The sequence below is a fragment of the Streptomyces sp. NRRL S-337 genome (genome assembly GCF_000720175.1).
GTDB classification, from domain to species: Bacteria; Actinomycetota; Actinomycetes; order Streptomycetales; family Streptomycetaceae; genus Streptomyces; species Streptomyces siderophoricus.
In genome coordinates, this window is the sequence record NZ_JOIX01000021.1 from 13,963 (window position 1) to 31,094 (window position 17,132).

Here is a 17,132-nt window from a genome sequence, read left to right on the forward strand (position 1 = left end):
CTCACCCTTGACGGACGCGTCCGTGCACTGATCGGCCCTCCGGACGGGCGCTGCGCCTCACGAGGGCGGGGACCAGGCCGTCTGGACCAGCCGTGCCTCCCGCTTGCGGTTGACGAACAGCGCCCGGCCGGGCGGGAGTTGGCGCGCCCGGTGGTTGCCGACCAGGTGCCCCTCACCGGGGTCGCCGGACAACAGCAGCCCCTGTGCGCCCAGTTCGAGGGTGCGCTGCATCACCGGCTCGAACGACGCCCGGCCGGCGCCCGAGGAGCTGCGTGCCAGGATCAGCCGCAGCCCCAGATCGCGCGCGAACGGCAGGTACTCCAGCAATGGCTGCAGCGGGTTGCCGCTGCTGGTCGCCACCAGGTCGTAGTCGTCGACGAGCACGAAGGCGTCCGGCAGGTCGTACCAGCTGCGCTTGCGCAACTGCTCGGGGGTGACGTCCGGCCCGGGCATCCGCCGGCTCAGCGAACCGGCGAGCCCGGCGATCACCTCCTTCAACTGGGGTGCCATACCGCAGTAATGGGAGACATGACGCTCGGGAACGTCGCCCAGGAGGGACCGGCGGTAGTCGGCGACGACCAGCAGCGCCCGCTCCGTCGGGTGGCGCTCGGCGATCTGCCGGGCCAGCAGGCGCAGCAGCGACGACTTGCCGGACTCGCTCTCGCCGTAGACGACCAGCAGCGGATCGGTCTCGAAGTCGAGGCGCACGGGGGCCAGCGTGGCCTCGTCGAGGGCGAACGGGATGCCGGTGGCGGGGCCCTCGCCGGGCCGCGGCAGCGCATCGACCGCGAGCAGGGCCGGCAGCATGCGGACCGGGGGCGCGGCCGGCCCGTTCCAGTGCGTGCGCACCGCGCTCACCAGGTCCGACAGGGCCTCCCCGAGCGTGTCGGGGTCGGGATGGCCGTCCAGCCGCGGCAGCGCGGCGAGGAAGTGGTCCCGCTCGGGCGACAGACCACGGCCGGGCCGCCCGATCGGCACGTTCTCGGCCTGCCGGCGGTCGACCTCCGACTCCAGCGGATCGCCCAGGCGCAGTTCCACCCGGTTGAGCAGCAGATCGCGCAGCGCGGGCCGGATCTCGGTGTACCGGTTGGCGCCGAGGAGGAGGTGGACGCCCAGCCCGAGACCGCGACCGGCGATGTCGAGGACGGCGGGCTCCAGCTCCTCGTGGTCGGACCGGAACGACGACCAGCCGTCGAGCACCAGGAAGACGTCGCCGCACGCCTCGTCGGGGAAGTGCCCGGCGGCCCGGCGCTTCCGGTAGGTGGCCATGGTGTCGAGGGAGTGCGAGCGGAAGAACTCCTCGCGGCGGTCGAGGAGGCCCGCGATCTCGGAGATCGTCCGGCGCACCTTGTCGGCGTCCAGCCGGGAGGCGACCGTACCGACATGCGGCAGGCCCTCGACGTCGAGCAATCCGCCGCCACCGAAATCGACGCAGTAGAACTGCACTTCACGCGGTGTGTGGGTGAGGGCGAACGCGGCGATCACCGAGCGCAGCGCGGTCGACTTGCCCGACCGGGGGCCGCCGACGAACAGCCCGTGGCCGGCCGCGCCGGAGAAGTCCAGGTACCGCACGTCGCGCCGCTGCTCGTACGGCTTGTCCACCACCCCCGCGGGCACCATGAGCGTGCCGGGGGTGAACACCTCCGCGTGCAGGCCCCGTGCGGGTGTCACCGTGAGCGGCGGCAGCAGCTGGTCGACCGTCGGCGACTCGTCCAGCGGCGGCAGCCACACCTGGTGCGCCGCCGGGCCCTGGCCCTCCATCCGCTGCACCAGTACGTCCAGGACGGTGTCGGCGAGCGCGTCCGGCGGGTCGGACGTCCCGCCGGGAGGCCGGTGGACGCCGGAGACGTACGCGGCCTTGAAACGGGCCATGACGTCGCCGTCGTAGCGGAGGAGGCCGGACCCCGGGGCGCTCGGCAGGTGATAGGCGTCCGGTACGCCGATCGCCGCCCGTGACTCCGCGGCGGAGAACGTCCGCAGCCCGATCCGGTACGACAGATGGGTGTCCAGGCCCCGCAGCCTGCCCTCCTCCAGGCGCTGCGAGGCGAGCAGCATATGGACGCCCAGGGAGCGGCCGATCCGGCCGATCTGGATGAACATCTCGATGAAGTTCGGCCTCGCCGTGAGCAGTTCGCTGAACTCGTCGACCACCAGGACCAGGGAGGGCAGCGGCAGCAGGTCCGCGCCGGCGGCCCGGGCGTTCTCGTACGCGGTGACGTTGGGGTAGTTGCCGGCGTCCCGCAACAGCTCCTGGCGGCGCTGGAGTTCGCCGGTGATCGCGTCCCGCATCCGGTCGATCAGGGCCGTGTCGTCGGCGAGGTTGGTGATCACCGCCGCCACGTGCGGCAGCAGCGACAAACCGGCGAAGGTCGCGCCGCCCTTGAAGTCCGCCAGGATGAAGTTGAGGTTCTCGGAGGAGTGCGTGACGGCCAGCGCCAGCACCAGGGTGCGCAGCAGCTCGGACTTGCCGGAGCCGGTCGAGCCGACGCACAGCCCGTGCGGGCCCATCCCGCCCTGCGCGGCCTCCTTGAGATCGAGCACGGCCGGCTGCCCGTTCGGCCCGATGCCGATCGGCACCCGCAACCGCTCCTGCGCGGTACGCGGCCGCCACGCCTGGGCGGCGTCGAACGTCCCGGGATCCCCGATTCCCATCAGCTGGGTGAAATCGAGCTGGTCCGCGACCCGGGAAACGGGTGGCGCGATGTCGTCGGCCGCCGACCGTGACCAGCCGCCGCGGGCCTGCTGCCCCAGTGCGGCGGCCGCCGTCGCCAGATCGTCCACCGTGGTGAGGCCGTCCGTCCGGGGCAGGGCGATGTGTACGTACCGCTTCTCGGTCCGGTCGGTGCACAGGGCCACCCCGGGGGTCGCCGGGGTCAGCCGCGCGGCCGGTTCGGGGTGGACGAGGGATTCGTCGGGGGAGCTGAGCGCCAGCTCGAAGCGGGTCAGCATCACGTCGAGCAGCGACTTGGGCAGGGCCGACCAGTGAGGCGTGGTCACCGCGAGGTGCACGCCGTGCCGCAGGCTCGTCGACCCGATGCCCCGCAGCGCCACCGCGAGGTCCTGGAAGTTGTCGGCGAACTCCGACCAGCCGTCGACCAGGAGGAACAGATCGCCCACCGGCTGGTCGGCGAGTTCGCCGCGGGCCCGCGCACCGCGGTACGCCTCGATGGAGTCGATCGACGGCAGCTGCCCGAACTGGTTCTCCCGCAGGGTGTTGAGCCAGACGGCGTGCGCCACCATGCGGTGCACCTCGTCGGGGTTCTGCCGGTGGGCGATGCCGCGGACGTGCGGCAGGTGCGTCAGCCGGCGCAGTCCGCCGCCACCGAAGTCCAGGCAGTGGAACTCGACCTCGTGCGGGGTGTGCGTCAGGGCCAGCGAGGTCACCAGGGTCTGCAGCAGCAGCGTCTTGCCGCTGCGCGGACCGCCGGCCACCGCCACATGCCCGGCGCCTCCGGACAGATCCACGCAGTGGGTGCGGACCCGGCGGCCCTCCGTGCGGTGCGAGCGGCCGACCGGGGTGATCAGGCGGCCGCTGTCCCGCCAGCCCACCGCCGACAGCCCGCGCTCCTCGGTCACCACCAGCGGCGGCAGCAACTGGTCGAGCGTCGTCAGGGGAGAGGGGCCCTCGGTCTCCGTGAGGCTCGGGAACGGCCGGTGGGCGTGCGCGGCCGCCTTGGACAGCCGCAGCCGGCTGCCGCCCTGGATGTCGCTGCCGAAGAACGTCGGCTTCTGCTCGTGGGTACGGGCGACCACCTCGGCCACGTACTGGTACAGCTCCTGCGCCGTGACCCAGCCGTCCTCGTCGAGATCGGCCCGGCCCGTGGTGAGGCCGTCGATCACCGCGCGGGTGAAGACCGAACTCCACTCGGCCGCGCCGGCTCCCGGGGTCTCGTCCTCCAGGGCCTCCTGGACGGAGTTGGCGGCGGTGATCACATAGCTGCCGCGGTCGACGAACTGCCGGGGGATGTCCTCGGCGTCCGCACCGCCCTTGGACGCACCGAACGCACCGGAGAAGCAGCAGTCCAGCAGGGCGATCTTCTGCTTGGCGCGGCTGTACTCCATCGACTCCTTGATGAACTCCGCCGAGACCGAGCTGGCCCGGACCATCTCGTGACTGGACTTGACGGTCGCGAAGTGCAGCCGCCCCCGGCCGTCCTTCAGCCCGTGGCAGGACAGGTAGACCAGGGCGAGGTCGACCCCGCGGGCCTGGAAGAGCCGCTCGACGGCCTCCTCGATGACGGCCTTCGACTCGTCGACCAGCACCTGGACGAAATCGAACTGCCCGACGTCGGGGTCTTCGAGGAGCGCGGCCAGCTTCCGGGCGTCATGCACCGGCGACCGCAGCTGGGGGAGCGAGTCGTCGAGATAGCGCTCGGTGGCGATGAGCAGGGCACGTCGTTCACCCACCCGATCCTCCCGCGCTCACCGCCGCCCGGGCGACGGCATGGTGACGAACCATCAGGCGCCCTCCGCCGACCCCTCAAGGGCCGCCGGCGTGGACGGTTCCGACAGCGGTGCGGTGCCCGCGCCCGGCCCGTCGTCGGCGGCCAGCGCCTGGATCCAGGCCTCCACCACCGCCTCCTGCGTCTTCTTCGACACCCCTTCGATCTCCAGCCGCCGCTCCCCGCTGACCAGCACGGCCTTGCGGGCCCCGCTGCGCTTGATCCAGTCCCGCACCACGAGCGTCAGGGACCGCAGCGCGGCGACCGAGAACCCGCCGCTGACCACCACCGTCGTGAGTGACGACACCACCCCGCTCTTGCCGCCCACCGCCCCGGGCTCCTGCCCGCGCGCCACATCGGGCAGATCCAGCGCCAGCAACTCCTCCAGGAGCCCTCGCGTCAGTTCGTCGAGTTCCTGCGCATCGGCGTCCTCGTCGTGCACGACGACGGTGACGTCCCCCGTGATCGTCATGAGCCACCCTTCCCGTTGCTGCGGATTCTAGAGGCAGCAGCAGCGCCGTGTGAGACGACTGGGGGACCCAACTCGGTTGCAGGTCAGGAAGGTTGGTGAGGTGCGGGGTCGGATCGGGGACGTGGTCCCCGCGGCCCGCCCGCGGAGGTGGTCCCCGGAGCGCTCAGCGGCAGAGGGCGTCGATGTCCTCACAGAAGGTGGGGAACTCCGCGTCGGCCTCCTCGATGATCTGCTCGGCCGTCCGGCGCGGGGAGGTCGCATACCGCTCGGCGAGGGCGGCCAGGGCCGGGTCCGGGCGCGCGTCGCGGTCGAACACCACGGCCTCCACCGGCCCCAAGCCGTCGGCCAGCACCCACAGGAACCCGGACAGGTCCCCGGCCACCACGCCGCACTCGCCCTCCGAGCCCAGGAACACCACGGGCTGTTCGGCGAGCGGACGCCCCGGGCGGGCGGACCATATGGCGGCCCGGCCGCCCGTACCGTCCCTTCCGAAGAACCGGAAGGCGTCCCCGTCGAGTTCGTCGTTGCCGGTCCAGTGACGCAGCCAGTCGGTGGTCTCCTCGGCCGAGGCGAACGCGTCGAACGGCTCGAAGTCGACGCCCTCGCCGTCGTCGCCGAAGTCGAAGTCGGCCTTGGCCACTTCGGCGAGCGCGGGCGGGAAACGGCGGTCATCGCCGGGGATCTCCTGCACGATCACGTTCATGGTCACAAGCTAACCGCTGCCACTGACAATGCCGGCCGGGCTCCTGGTCGCGCCCGTAGGGGCACGACCAGGAGCCCGAGGCACCGGCCGGATCAGTGCTGCTGTGCCTTGCGGCGGCGGAACACCAGGTAGCCGCCGCCCGCCACGAACAGGGCGGCAGCGGCCGACAGCGGACCGACGGGCGCGCCGTTACCGGTCTCGGCCAGGTCGCCGCTCTGCGCGGAGCGGGACGGCGACGGCGACGGCGCGGCGGACGCGGCCGCCGAGGACGTCGGGGTGGTGCCCGCGGGGGCGGAGGAGGTCGGCGAGGCGCTCGGCTTGGTGGCCGGCCCGCCCGCGGTGGCGGACGCCGACGGCTTGCCGGCGCCGGGCCCGCCGGCGTCCTTGCAGTCGGTCCAGAAGACCTTGTGCTTGGCCCGGCCGTGCTCGCCGGCGAAGTTCCAGAACAGCTTGTAGTGGCCGTCGGGCAGGGACAGGTCCTGCGTCCGGCCGTGTCCCTCGCCGTCCAGCGTCAGGGAACCGGACGTGACCGTCTCCCCCTTGGTGTGGGCGGTCGGGGCCCAGGCCTCGATGTGCCAGTCGACCTGCTGGGCACCGTCGAAGCCGAAGGAGTCGAGGTAGAAGGTGCAGACGTGCGGTTCGTTCTTGCGGAGTTCGACGCCGGTCTTGGCGTCGTGGATCTTCACGGTGCCGTTGTCGCCGGGCGGCGCGGCGTAAGCGGAAGGGGCGGTCAGCAGGGCCGCGGCCACGGCGGCCGTGAGCGAGCCTGCGGAAACAAGCGGGCGCATGGGCATTCCAACGGTAAAAGGGGAACGTTGCCGTGGGGGGCGGCTCAGCTTCCTGGGGACCTCAGGAACCCGTCAAGGCGCCTCACGTCACTTATGCCATCCGATGTCTCTCTCATCCCCATAGGTCTCGCATAACAATTGGGTATGCGCCCGCCGGACGCGTGCCGGACGCGTGCCGAACGCGCCGGGCGCCCGGTGCGCGGGGGCTCAGGACGCCGAGGCGTAGCGCTCCGCCAGTACGGCCACGGCCCGGGCCATCGCCTGCCGCAGCCCGGCCGGGCCCAGCACCTCCGCCTCCCTGCCCAGCCGGAGGAGATCGCTCACTGCGACGGCCTCCCCCTCGACCGCCATCTCCACCTCCACCCAGCCGTCCCCGTCCGGCGGCTCCGCGCTCTCCAGGGCCCGGGTACCGAGCGCACCGAACTGCATGGGCAGCAGCCGCTGCGCCCGGGGGGAGATCCGCAGCCGGGCCGTGCCCTGGTGGAGCGCGGCCTCCAGCCGCCGGGAGGACTCCTCCCAATAGGCGGCCAGATCGAACCCGGCCGGCCGCTCGAAGACCTCGTCGGTGAGATCGACCGCCAGGAGCCGCGACACCCGGTACGTCCGCACCGTCCCGTCCGCCCGCGCCACCAGGTACCAGAGCCCGGCCTTGAGGACGATGCCGAGCGGGTGCAGCTCCCGGTGCACCTCACCGCCCCAACGCCGGTAGTGCGCACGGAGGATGCGCTGTTCCCACACCGCCTGGGCGACCGGCGCCAGATGCGGTACCGGATCGGCGTCCCGGAACCACGCCGGTGCGTCCAGGTGGAACCGGTCCTGGATGCGCCGGGTGCTGTCCGCCGCATCCGCCGGGAGCGCCGCCTGCAACTTCAGCTGAGCGGTCGCCAGCACGGCCCCGAGACCCAGATCGCGCGCCGGCCCCGGCATTCCGGCGAGGAACAGCGCGCCCGCCTCGGCGTCGGTGAGCCCGGTCAGCCGGGTGCGGTACCCGTCCATCAGGCGGTACCCGCCGGTGGGTCCGCGGTCGACGCACACCGGTACGCCCGACGTGATCAGCGCCTCGACGTCCCGGTAGACCGTACGGACCGACACCTCCAGTTCCGCGGCGAGTTCGGGAGCGGTCATCCGCCCACGATTCTGGAGCAGCAACAGCAGGGAGAGGAGCCGGTCGGCGCGCATGGGGCCATTGTCCCGTGGTCCTCCGCCGTACCTGACAGAAGGTGTCAGGTACGGGTCCGATGATGGTCATCCACCGCAGGCACGAGCTTGTGCCGCCGGCCGAACAGAGGACCACCATGCCCACGCAGACCACCGGCCACTTCACCTTCGCCAACTGGGAGGAGCGCACGGTCGGCCGGAGCGAGACCAGCCCGAAGCTCGCCCACGCCTCCGTCACCAACGCCTTCTCCGGCGGCATCGAGGCCGCCGACACCGACTGCGAGTACACCATCGTCTACGTCACCGAGAAGACCGGCACCTTCACCGGCATGCAGGTCCTGGCCGGCCGGCTCGACGGGCGTGAGGGCACCTTCGTGGTCGAGGAGCGGGGCTCGTTCGAGCCCGACGGGGCGGTGCACTGCACCTTCGAGGTCGTACCGGGCGCGGCCACCGGCGAACTGACCGGACTGAGCGGAACCGGCAGCTACACCGCCAAGCCGGGTGCCCCCTCCGTCGCGTACACCTTCCGCTACGACCTGGGCTGACCACGGGCCGCCGGGCGAGGGCGGACCCGCCGCACCGCTGATTACCGGACATCACCATGTGCCGGAAACGCCCTCCCCAACTCCCCACTCACCAAGCAGACTTGGCGCACGAACAACGAACAACGAACAACGAACAACGAACAGCGAACAGCGAAGATCGACCAGCGGCAAACGATGAACGGGCGAGCAGGCGAGCGGAAGGCAGCGAGGATGGGGCGTCGTGGGAGCGCGGCGGTCGCGGTGACGGTGCTGTTGTCCGGGCTGCTGCTCGGCGGTGCGCAACCGCCGGCGGCGGCATCCGGGCGGCACGCACCGGGGGCTACATCCGCACAGCCGTGCGGCGCGCGGACGCATGTCGAGGTCTTCCGGCCGGGCGGCATACCGCTCCTGGACTGGCGGGAGAACCTGGCCTTCGACGGGCACGGCACCCTCTGGGTCTCCCACGTCACCCAGCACCGGGTCGAGGGCTACGCCCCCGGCGGCACGCTCAAGGTCACCCTCCCGGTCAACGGCCCCGGCGGCATCCGGCGCGGCCCGGACGGCCTCATGTACGTCAACTACGGCGTGAATCCGCTGACCACGGGCCTGGGGAGCGGCATCCTGCGCTTCGACCCGGCCGCCGCCCGCCCCAGGGCCGAGCGGGTCGTGGACGGGCTGTCCGGCATCAACGGCCAGGCCGTCGATGCCGCCGGCAACCTCTACGTCAGCCGCGAACTTGCCACCGGGGTCCTCAAGTTCCGCCCGGACGGGACCCCGGACGAGCGGTGGACGCGGGCCGCCTCCGTCTTCGGCACCAACGGCCTGGAGATCGTCGGCGACCAGCTCTACGCGAGCGTCCTCACCAGCACCGCGTCGCCGATCGTCCGCATCCCCTTGAAGGACCCGGCCCGCCACACCACGGTCACCGAGCTGAGCCGCCACCCCTGGGACGCCAAGCTCCTCGACGACCTCACGTCGTTCCGGGGCGATCTGGTCGTCGCGTCGTTCCGTGCCGGGGAACTCCTCCGGGTGGACCCGGTCACCGGCCGGTCCTGCGTCCTGGTGAGCGGTCTGCGGATGCCCACCAGTGTCCGCGTGCCCCTCGGCTTCGGCACGCACGATCCGCGCCACGAGCTGTTCGTCGTCGAGGCCTCGGGCCGCATCGTCAGCGTGCGGATCGCCTGACGGGCGTTATCAGCTGCAAGCAATGTGCAACAAGGGTCGCCCAGGGTAGGCCCGGCCGGATGGAAAAACCGCACCCGGACCGCCATGGGCGCCCTGCTGGGCGTCGTGCGGACCGGGTGCGGACAGATGGGTGGGGCGACCCTCAAGAGCGCGGGTCAGGCCCCCTGGGCAAGCCTCAGGCCTGCTTCTTCTTCTCGTCCTGGAGGTGCTTCTCCTTGACGCGCTGCGCTTCCTTGCGGACGTCGGCCTGGGTGGCGCGCTCCCGCTCCAGCCACTCGGGACGCTCCTCCTTCAGCGCGTCGATCTGCTCCGTGGTGAGCGCCTCGGTGATGCCGCCACGGGCGAGACCGGAGATCGAGATGCCCAGCTTCGCCGCGACCACGGGCCGGGGGTGCGGGCCGTTGCGCCGCAGCTCCCGCAGCCACTTGGGCGGATCGGCCTGCAAGGCGTTCAGCTCGGCGCGCGAGACGACGCCCTCCTGGAACTCGGCGGGGGTGGCCTCGAGGTACACACCCAGCTTCTTCGCCGCGGTGGCGGGCTTCATCGTCTGGGTGGTTTGGTGCGACGTCATGCAGCCAAGGATATCGAGCGTATGCGCTACCGCCGACCACGACCGGTTACCCTGGCGGCGTGACAGGCTCGGAAGCATCCCCTTCGTTCCGGCTCGCCTACGTCCCGGGAGTGACCCCCACGAAGTGGGTGCGGATCTGGAACGAGCGGCTGCCCGACATCCCCCTCACCCTCGTGCAGGTGCCCGCCGCCGACGCCTTCGAGGTGCTGCGGAGCGGCGAGGCCGACGCGGGTTTCGTGCGTCTGCCGGTCGACCGGACGGACCTGGCCGCGATCCCGCTCTACACCGAGACGACGGTGGTCGTGATTCCCAAGGACCACCTCGTGGCGGCGGTCGACGAGGTCAGCGCCGAGGACCTCGCCGACGAGATCCTGTTGCACCCCCTCGACGACACCCTCGACTGGGAGCGTCCGCCGGGACTGCCCGCGTTCGAGCGGCCCGCCACCACGGCGGACGCCATCGAGCTGGTGGCGGCAGGGGTGGGCCTCCTCGTCGTCCCGCAGTCCCTCGCCCGGCTGCACCACCGCAAGGACCTCACCTACCGGCCGGTATCGGACACCCCCGCCTCGCGGGTAGCGCTGTCCTGGCCGCAGGAGGCCACGACCGACATGGTCGAGGACTTCATCGGGATCGTTCGCGGGCGCACGGTCAACAGCTCCCGCGGCCGTCGCCCGGCCGCCGCCCCCGAACAGTCGCCGAAGGCCAAGCGTGCCGAATCGGGCGGCGCCCGGCGCAAGCCCGCCGCCGGTGCGGCGGCCGGCAAGGCGGGCGGCAAGCCGGCCGGGGCCGGGCGCCGGGGCACCGGAGGCCCGCAGGGCGGCAAGAGCGCCAGAAGCGGCAGGAGCGGCAAACCGCGCCGCCGCTCCTAGCGAGCCCCGCACCTCCCCCGTACGCGGCCGCCGGGGCCCCGGCGACCCGGCTGGCCCCGCCGGGCTGGCGCGCGCCGTGGTCCGCCCGGAAGCTGGGCTGGTCAGCGGTTCACCGCGCGCCGGCTGCAGCAGGAGGACCTGTGCCTCCGCGGGACGTGCGCCTCGGTCGGAAAGTGCCCCGGGAAGGTGTTCTCCCATGGCGGAGCGATCGCCCCTCATCTATCTGCGTGGGTACGCCGGCCCGCCCAGCGGGGTGGACAAGCAGGTCGACGACCCGTTCTACGGGCTCAACAGCGGCGCCACCCACATCCGCGTGGACGGGGACGGTGCGCCGCGCTTCTACCAGTTCGAGGGGCCGCTGCTGCGGCTGATGATCGACGAGGACTACGAGCTCCTGGTGCGCGGCGATCAGCATGCGTATCTCGAAACACAGGACGACGGCACGGTCCCGGCCGAGTCCGTCTGGGTGTTCCGCTTCTACGACTATGCCGCCTCCACCTTCGGCACGTCCGTGACGGCGACCCCGGAGGAATTCGATCTGGAGAAGGCGGCGGAGCGGCTGTACGACTTCGTGCAACTCGTCCGCCGGAAGACCGGCGCCGCCAAGGTCCATCTGGTGGCCCATTCCATGGGCGGCCTGGTGGCCCGCTGCATGATCCAGAAGGTGTCCCACACCGCCGATCCGAATGCGGGCACACCGCGCGTTCCCGGTGCCGAGCTGGTGGACAAATTCTTCACCTACGGCACTCCGCACGGGGGCATCTCCTTCGACGTCGGCGGGGGACTGGTCGACTGGGCGATGGAGACGTTCGGGCCGAACGGGTCGGCGATGTTCGCCCCGGACCGGATGTACACCTATCTCACGCCCGGGGCGTCCGACGGCGAGGAACCGCCCACCGGCTGGCAGCCGCACGACATCCCGGAATCCGCCTTCGACGTACAGCGGGTGTTTTGCCTCGTCGGTACCAATGCCGCCGATTACGGACTGGTGGAGAAGGCGGTCGGCCCGCGCAGCGACGGTCTGGTGCACATCGACAACGCCTATGTGCACCAGGCGCATCGGGCGTACGTCCACCGCTCCCATTCGGGACGCTACGGACTGGTCAACTCCGAAGAGGGCTACCAGAATCTGCGCCGTTTCCTCTTCGGGAAGTACCAGGTCCGGGTCGATCTGTGCCAGCTCGACCTGCGCCGGCGCCCCGGTGATGCGGAGACGGTCTGGCAGGCGGAGGCGCGGCTGTCGGTGCGCGGCCTGCCGGTGGTACTGCACGAGCAGAGCGCGGCGCATTACTGCCCGATTCAACTGAATCAGGAAGCCGCCCAGCACGCCGATGCGGACGGCCGGGTCGCCCCGGTCCCGCTGGCCACCGCATTCCTCCTCGACCCGGAGCGCGCCCGGGCGCGCAGCCGGGAACAGTCACCGAACCGCGCGCGCTACACGTTGGCGCTGCGGGTGTTCCACCTCGTCGAAAGGAGCGGCCGGTTCTTCTGGGAGGACCACCTGGAGCAGGTGGCCGACTGGGAGGACACGCTCATCGTGGACGTCGGCCACCCTGATCAGGCACCGGACAACGGACTCCACGTCTGGGCCGGGTGGAATTCAGAGGTCGCGGGTGAGGTCGATCGGGTCGACCCGATCAAGCGGGACCCGTGTTCCCTGACCGCCGAGGACGGAGAATTGCACACCGACATCCCGCTGCCCGGTCCGGCCCTTCCTCTGCTCGGCTCCGAGTCCTGTCTCCGTCTCACCGTCAGCCGTGTCAGGTGAGGTGCACGAGGGACGAGGACCACTGCTCGAGCGCCGCCTTGTCCTTGAAGTTCCCCACGTTCGTGTCGATCGGGTGATCGGTGAATTGGTGGAAGACCCACGGAGCCCGGATGTCGGGGTCACCGGGCCGGCCGTTGTACTGGGCGATCCACAGGCCGTCACCGGCGAACGAGGACTCATCACGGTGCAGCCAGAAATCCCGGTTGCAGTAGAGGATCACCTTGTGGCCGACGGCGCGCTGCCGGGCCTCCTTGAGCCAGCTGTCCTTCCAGGCACTTGAGAGGCGCGGATCCTCCCAGTCGAGGACCAGGATGTCCCCCGCCGCGAGGTCGATTTTGGAGAGGAAGAAATCGACCTGGTCCGAGACGGGGCCGGGGCGGCCGAAATGGTAGAACCCGGTCACCAGCCCGGCGTCGCGGGCGGTCTTCCGCTGGGCGACCCAGTTCTTGTTGGTGAAGCTGGTCCCTTCGGTGATTTTGATGAACACGAAGTCGGAGCCGGCGGTCCGGTACTTCTCCGGCTGGAATGCCGAGACATCGATTCCCTTGATGGTCATGATCGGTTCCCTGTGAGGGCCCATGGCGAGGGGCGCATGGTGACGGGCATGGGGGCGTGCGCGGGCGGCCGGGGCGGTGGCCGGGTGCCGGTCGTGGGACCGTCAGCTCGTCTGCCGGCGGAACGCCTGCCGCGCCAGGGCGTCGTCGGGGGGAAGGACGGCGCCCTTCCACTCCTCGGCCCGCGCTTCGGGCTCCGCGCCCGCGGCGGAACGGGGTGCGGCGGCCGCGGGCGGAGTGACCAGGCACTCCGCGTAGGACGAGCTGGGATGGGCGGCGAGGACGCGTACCCTGCCGTCGCCGGAGCCGCGCGGCGCGACCGGCACGACCGCCACCGGGAAACCCTTCTCATCGGTGACGAACAGCTCGAAGTCGTCATGGCGGAAGTGGTCGATGTCCACGATCGGCTTCGGGTAATGGTGGTATCCGGCCGCTTTCGGAAGCACCCCGGAATGGGTACCGGCGGGCAGCGGCACCGAGGCGTTGAATATCGAGTCCGTCCACTCGGCCACCTGGTCGGCGTTCTTTATGACGGTGGTCAGGAGCCGTTCGCCGTCGTCGTAGCCGAAGCTCGCATAACCGGGCAGGGTGTCCGGGAACGCGCCGACCACCCGGGCCGCGCACTGGCGTACGCGGTCCACCTTCGCGGGATCCGCGCAGAATTGCGCCGACCACTCGATGCCGAGCGGGAGGAACAGGCAGATCCAGCCGTCGTTGTCCTTGACCCAGACTCCGCCGCCGTGGTGGTCCTGGTACGGGCCGGGGGCGAACGTCCAGTCGTCCGTCGTGCCGACGAGCTCACGCATCAGCTTGCGGCTGGCTATGTACTGTGCACTATCGCTGCGGGGCGGGTGGTCGGCGATGGATATGGTCCAGGGGAAGTCTTCGTGTTCCGGGTGTGACCGTGCCGGGCTGTTCATGACGATCTCCTTGTCGAAAACCCGATACCTGGGGCTTCAACAACACCCGGAAGCACCTCGGTCCCGCTCCGTGGACCGGCTCAGCTCACTTCGACGAGGCGAAAGTTGAAGCCGCGAGCGCCTCGAACTCCTCGATCCGGCGATGCTTCTGACATTCCCTGCTCTACGGGCGATGCTACCCCTGGCCCGGAGCCGGTGCGCGGGGTAGCGACCCTGCGCAGAGTCCGTAGTGGCCGGCGCAGTCGGTGCCGTTGATGCACGTGGCGTAGTTGCTGTGGTTACCGGGCGGGAACCTCAGAAGAAGCGCAATTATTGCCCGCAGGCGTTGCTGCGCTGATCAACCGCTGTCAGGGTTTCCGCAATCTCAACCCTCGTCAAGAGATCCCCGGAGGCGTCTTGCCTGTCCGTCGTCGTGTCGTGGTCGCTGCCGCATCCGTTGTCGCGGTCACCGTTCCCCTCGTCTTCTCCCTCAGCGCAGGTGCCCAGCCGGGCACCGGGTCCGCGCCCCGTGCCGCGTTGGCCGGGTCGGAAACCGGACTCAAGCCGCCCGCCAAGGAGTCCGTCGCCACCGGCAGTGGCGGCGCCGTCTCCAGCGTCAACCCCTACGCGTCCCGGGCCGGCATCGAAGTGCTGCGGCACGGCGGCAATGCCGCCGACGCCGCGGTCGCCACCGCCGCGGCCCTGGGCGTCGTCGAGCCGTACTCGGCGGGCATCGGGGGCGGCGGCTACTTCACGTACTACAACGCCCGTACCGGCAAGGTCAGCACCATCGACGGCCGGGAGACCGCGCCGGCCCGGATGAAGTCGGACGCCTTCGTCGATCCCTCGACGGGCAAGCCGATTCCGTTCCCCGAAGCCGTCAACTCCGGTCTGTCCGTGGGAGTTCCGGGTACGCCGGCGACCTGGCGGAAGGCACTGCGCGACTGGGGAACGCTCTCCCCGGCCAAGGCCCTGCGGCCCGCGACGCGGATCGCCGAGGACGGTTTCGTCGTCAACGAGGAATTCCGCGCCCAGACCGAGATGAACGAGGAGCGCTTCCGGAACATCTCCTCCACCGCGAAGCTCTTCCTGCCGCACGGCAAACTCCCGGTCGTCGGTTCCCGCTTCCGCAACCCGGACCTCGCCCGTACGTACCGGCAACTCGCCCGCGAGGGCATGGACGCGCTCTACAAGGGCGCGATCGGCCGCGATGTCGTCCGGACCGTCCAGCACCCGCCGGTGGCCCCGGGTGCCGACGCGAAGATCCGCCCCGGTCTGATGGCGGCCGGTGACCTCGCGAAGTACACCGCACTGCGCCGCGAACCGACCCACACCACCTACCGCGGCCTCGACGTCTACTCCATGGCGCCCTCGTCGTCCGGCGGCACCACCGTCGGTGAGGCCCTCAACATCCTGGAGAACTTCCACCTCTCCGCGGCCGACCGGGTCCAGGCGCTCCACCACTACCTCGAAGCCAGCCGCATCGCCTTCGCCGACCGCAACCGGTGGGTGGGCGACCCGGCCTTCTCCGACGTGCCCACCAAGGAACTGATGGCGAAGAAGTTCGCCAGGGCACGCGCCTGCCTGATCAAGCCGACCAGCACCCTGACCAGCCCGGTCGCGCCCGCGGACCCGCGGCATCCGGGCAACGGCTGCAGCAAGGGATCCGGCAACCACGAGCCGTACGAAGGCCCTTCGACCACGCACCTGGTGGCGTCCGACCGCTGGGGCAACGTGGTGTCGTACACCCTCACCATCGAGCAGACCGGCGGCTCCGCGATCACCGTCCCCGGACGCGGCTTCCTGCTCAACAACGAACTGACCGACTTCGACTTCACGCCGCTCGCCAAGGACGTGCCCGACCCCAACCTGCCCGGACCCGGCAAGCGGCCGCGCAGCAGCATGTCCCCGGTCATCGTCCTGAAGGACGGCAAGCCGCGCTACGCCGTCGGCTCGCCCGGAGGCGCCACGATCATCACGACCGTGCTGCAGACCCTGGTCAACCGGATCGACCTGGGGATGACCCTGCCCGAAGCGGTCGCCGCACCGCGGATCTCGCAGCGCAACCGCCCGGACACCGAGGCGGAGCCGGCGTTCCTCAAGTCCCCGGAGCGCGCGGCCCTGGAACGGCTCGGCCAGCACTTCGTCGAGGCCCCGAAGACGTTCACCCCGTCACCGGAGATCGGTGCGGTCGCCGCCCTGGAGTTCCTCCGCGACGGCCGGACCCAGGCGGTCGCCGAACCCAAGCGCCGGGGCGGTGGGTCCGCGATGGTGCTCCACACGACGGACGGTGCGGCGGGAGCCGCCCACTAGGACCGGACCGTCCTTCTCGCTCCCTCGGGCCCGCGGCGTTCGCCAGCCGCGGGCCCGAGTGCCGTGCGCCTCCGATCGGTTGAGCGTACGCAGCGCCGCCGGATCGTAGGCCGCCAGCTCGCCGAACCGGCCTTCCGGCATCTTCGCCGCCCACGGTGGGTCTCGCAGCAGCGCACGGCCGGTCGGCCCGGTTGGCATACTTGCCCGTCGGCGCGACGTGTTGATTCCCGCAGACGAGGAGCAGTCATGGCCGACCAGCCCACCGCCGAGAAGACCACCTTCCGGACGGTCTTCGAAGTGGGCCCCGACGCCCTGGCGCAGACACAGCGCATCGCCGACACCTTCCAGCGCGCGCTCGCCGGACGGCCGGCCGAGGGTCACGACTTCGGCGCCATCAGCCGCGCGGCGGGGGCGCTCCCCGACTGCGCGACGGTCAAGATCATCCCTGGCTGGGGACTCCAGGAGACCGCGCCGATCGGGGTCATGGTGCTCTCCCTCAGGGAGACCGTTCGCCAGGCGCTGGGGCAGTCCTTCGCTAACCCGGCCTTCTGGGAAAAGGCCGAGGCGGCGCTCGCCGACGCGTTCGTCGGCGGGGAGGTCGCCGACGGCGCCGGCTACTCCCGCAACCTGCTGTTTGCGCTCCAGGACGAGGAGACCGAGGGCTTTGTGCACGCCGTCGCCTTCTGCGCCGACGTGACCCTCACCCTGGACGCCGCGCAGGCCCGCCCGCTGACCCTCGACGACATCGCGCGCTTCACCATCCGGCTGAACGCCCTCGGGGTGCGCCAGGCGCTCCAGCCCCTCGGCTGACCCCGTCGGCCACCCGACCCCACGGGGGCCGGGGCGTGGCACCGCGCCGCGCCCCGGTTCCCCGGGGACCGGCCAC

At 71.2% G+C, this 17,132-nt stretch carries 14 protein-coding genes; 6 read left to right on the plus strand and 8 right to left on the minus strand.

All coding sequences use genetic code 11. The annotated features are described in order from the left end of the window. Positions 1-57 precede the first annotated feature (57 nt). From eccCb to IG62_RS0117635, 5 genes are all read right to left on the minus strand, one after another. A complete protein-coding gene (gene eccCb / locus IG62_RS0117615) occupies positions 58-4,407 on the minus strand; it encodes a type VII secretion protein EccCb (RefSeq protein ID WP_030803275.1) in 4,350 nt (1,449 codons plus the stop codon). Between the two features lie 51 nt (positions 4,408-4,458). Continuing rightward, a complete protein-coding gene (locus tag IG62_RS43265; RefSeq protein WP_030803277.1) occupies positions 4,459-4,914 on the minus strand; it encodes a hypothetical protein in 456 nt (151 codons plus the stop codon). Between the two features lie 163 nt (positions 4,915-5,077). Further along, positions 5,078-5,617 carry a hypothetical protein gene (locus tag IG62_RS0117625; RefSeq protein ID WP_030803280.1) on the minus strand — a complete coding sequence of 180 codons (540 nt, stop codon included), beginning with the start codon at positions 5,615-5,617 and terminating at the stop codon, positions 5,078-5,080. A gap of 92 nt (positions 5,618-5,709) precedes the next feature. Further along, positions 5,710-6,405, minus strand: coding sequence for an LPXTG cell wall anchor domain-containing protein (locus IG62_RS0117630; RefSeq protein WP_030803284.1), 696 nt, complete (start codon positions 6,403-6,405; stop codon positions 5,710-5,712). Positions 6,406-6,612: 207 nt separating this feature from the next. Continuing rightward, a complete protein-coding gene (locus IG62_RS0117635; protein WP_030803287.1) occupies positions 6,613-7,584 on the minus strand; it encodes a helix-turn-helix transcriptional regulator in 972 nt (323 codons plus the stop codon). 116 nt (positions 7,585-7,700) lie between these two features. Between IG62_RS0117635 and IG62_RS0117640 the strand changes: the two genes are divergently transcribed. Together IG62_RS0117640 and IG62_RS0117645 are read left to right on the plus strand one after the other, a co-directional pair. Then, positions 7,701-8,108 carry a DUF3224 domain-containing protein gene (locus tag IG62_RS0117640; protein WP_030803290.1) on the plus strand — a complete coding sequence of 136 codons (408 nt, stop codon included), beginning with the start codon at positions 7,701-7,703 and terminating at the stop codon, positions 8,106-8,108. 210 nt (positions 8,109-8,318) lie between these two features. After that, on the plus strand, positions 8,319-9,272 hold the full coding sequence (locus IG62_RS0117645; protein WP_158795052.1) for an SMP-30/gluconolactonase/LRE family protein: 954 nt from the start codon (positions 8,319-8,321) through the stop codon (positions 9,270-9,272). Positions 9,273-9,447: 175 nt separating this feature from the next. Here IG62_RS0117645 and IG62_RS0117650 read toward each other — a convergent pair whose 3' ends face one another. After that, positions 9,448-9,843 (minus strand): DUF5997 family protein, encoded by a 396-nt coding sequence (locus IG62_RS0117650; protein ID WP_030803296.1) that lies wholly within the window; start codon positions 9,841-9,843, stop codon positions 9,448-9,450. A 59-nt stretch (positions 9,844-9,902) separates the two neighbouring features. Here IG62_RS0117650 and IG62_RS0117655 point away from each other — a divergent pair, with 59 nt between their 5' ends. Together IG62_RS0117655 and IG62_RS0117660 are read left to right on the plus strand one after the other, a co-directional pair. Further along, the gene (locus tag IG62_RS0117655; RefSeq protein WP_030803298.1) at positions 9,903-10,712 is read left to right on the plus strand and encodes a LysR family transcriptional regulator substrate-binding protein; all 810 of its coding nucleotides are present in this window, start codon (positions 9,903-9,905) and stop codon (positions 10,710-10,712) included. Between the two features lie 196 nt (positions 10,713-10,908). After that, complete coding sequence (locus tag IG62_RS0117660; RefSeq protein ID WP_030803301.1) at positions 10,909-12,480, plus strand: esterase/lipase family protein; 1,572 nt, start codon at positions 10,909-10,911, stop codon at positions 12,478-12,480. Here the strand turns inward: IG62_RS0117660 and IG62_RS0117665 are convergent. Both IG62_RS0117665 and IG62_RS41990 read right to left on the minus strand, forming a co-directional pair. Continuing rightward, positions 12,473-13,036, minus strand: a complete 564-nt coding sequence (locus IG62_RS0117665) for a glycoside hydrolase family 25 protein (protein ID WP_037838506.1) — start codon at positions 13,034-13,036, stop codon at positions 12,473-12,475. The two genes, IG62_RS0117660 and IG62_RS0117665, sit on opposite strands and share 8 nt — an antisense overlap. A 102-nt stretch (positions 13,037-13,138) precedes the next feature. Next, positions 13,139-13,954, minus strand: coding sequence for a DUF6424 family protein (locus IG62_RS41990; protein WP_051798194.1), 816 nt, complete (start codon positions 13,952-13,954; stop codon positions 13,139-13,141). Between the two features lie 417 nt (positions 13,955-14,371). On the opposite strand from IG62_RS41990, the gene ggt reads away from it, so the two are divergent. Continuing rightward, complete coding sequence (gene ggt / locus IG62_RS0117675; protein ID WP_030803310.1) at positions 14,372-16,246, plus strand: gamma-glutamyltransferase; 1,875 nt, start codon at positions 14,372-14,374, stop codon at positions 16,244-16,246. A 246-nt stretch (positions 16,247-16,492) separates the two neighbouring features. Next, on the plus strand, positions 16,493-17,056 hold the full coding sequence (locus IG62_RS0117680; RefSeq protein ID WP_030803313.1) for a type-2Aa cytolytic delta-endotoxin: 564 nt from the start codon (positions 16,493-16,495) through the stop codon (positions 17,054-17,056). Positions 17,057-17,132 lie beyond the last annotated feature (76 nt).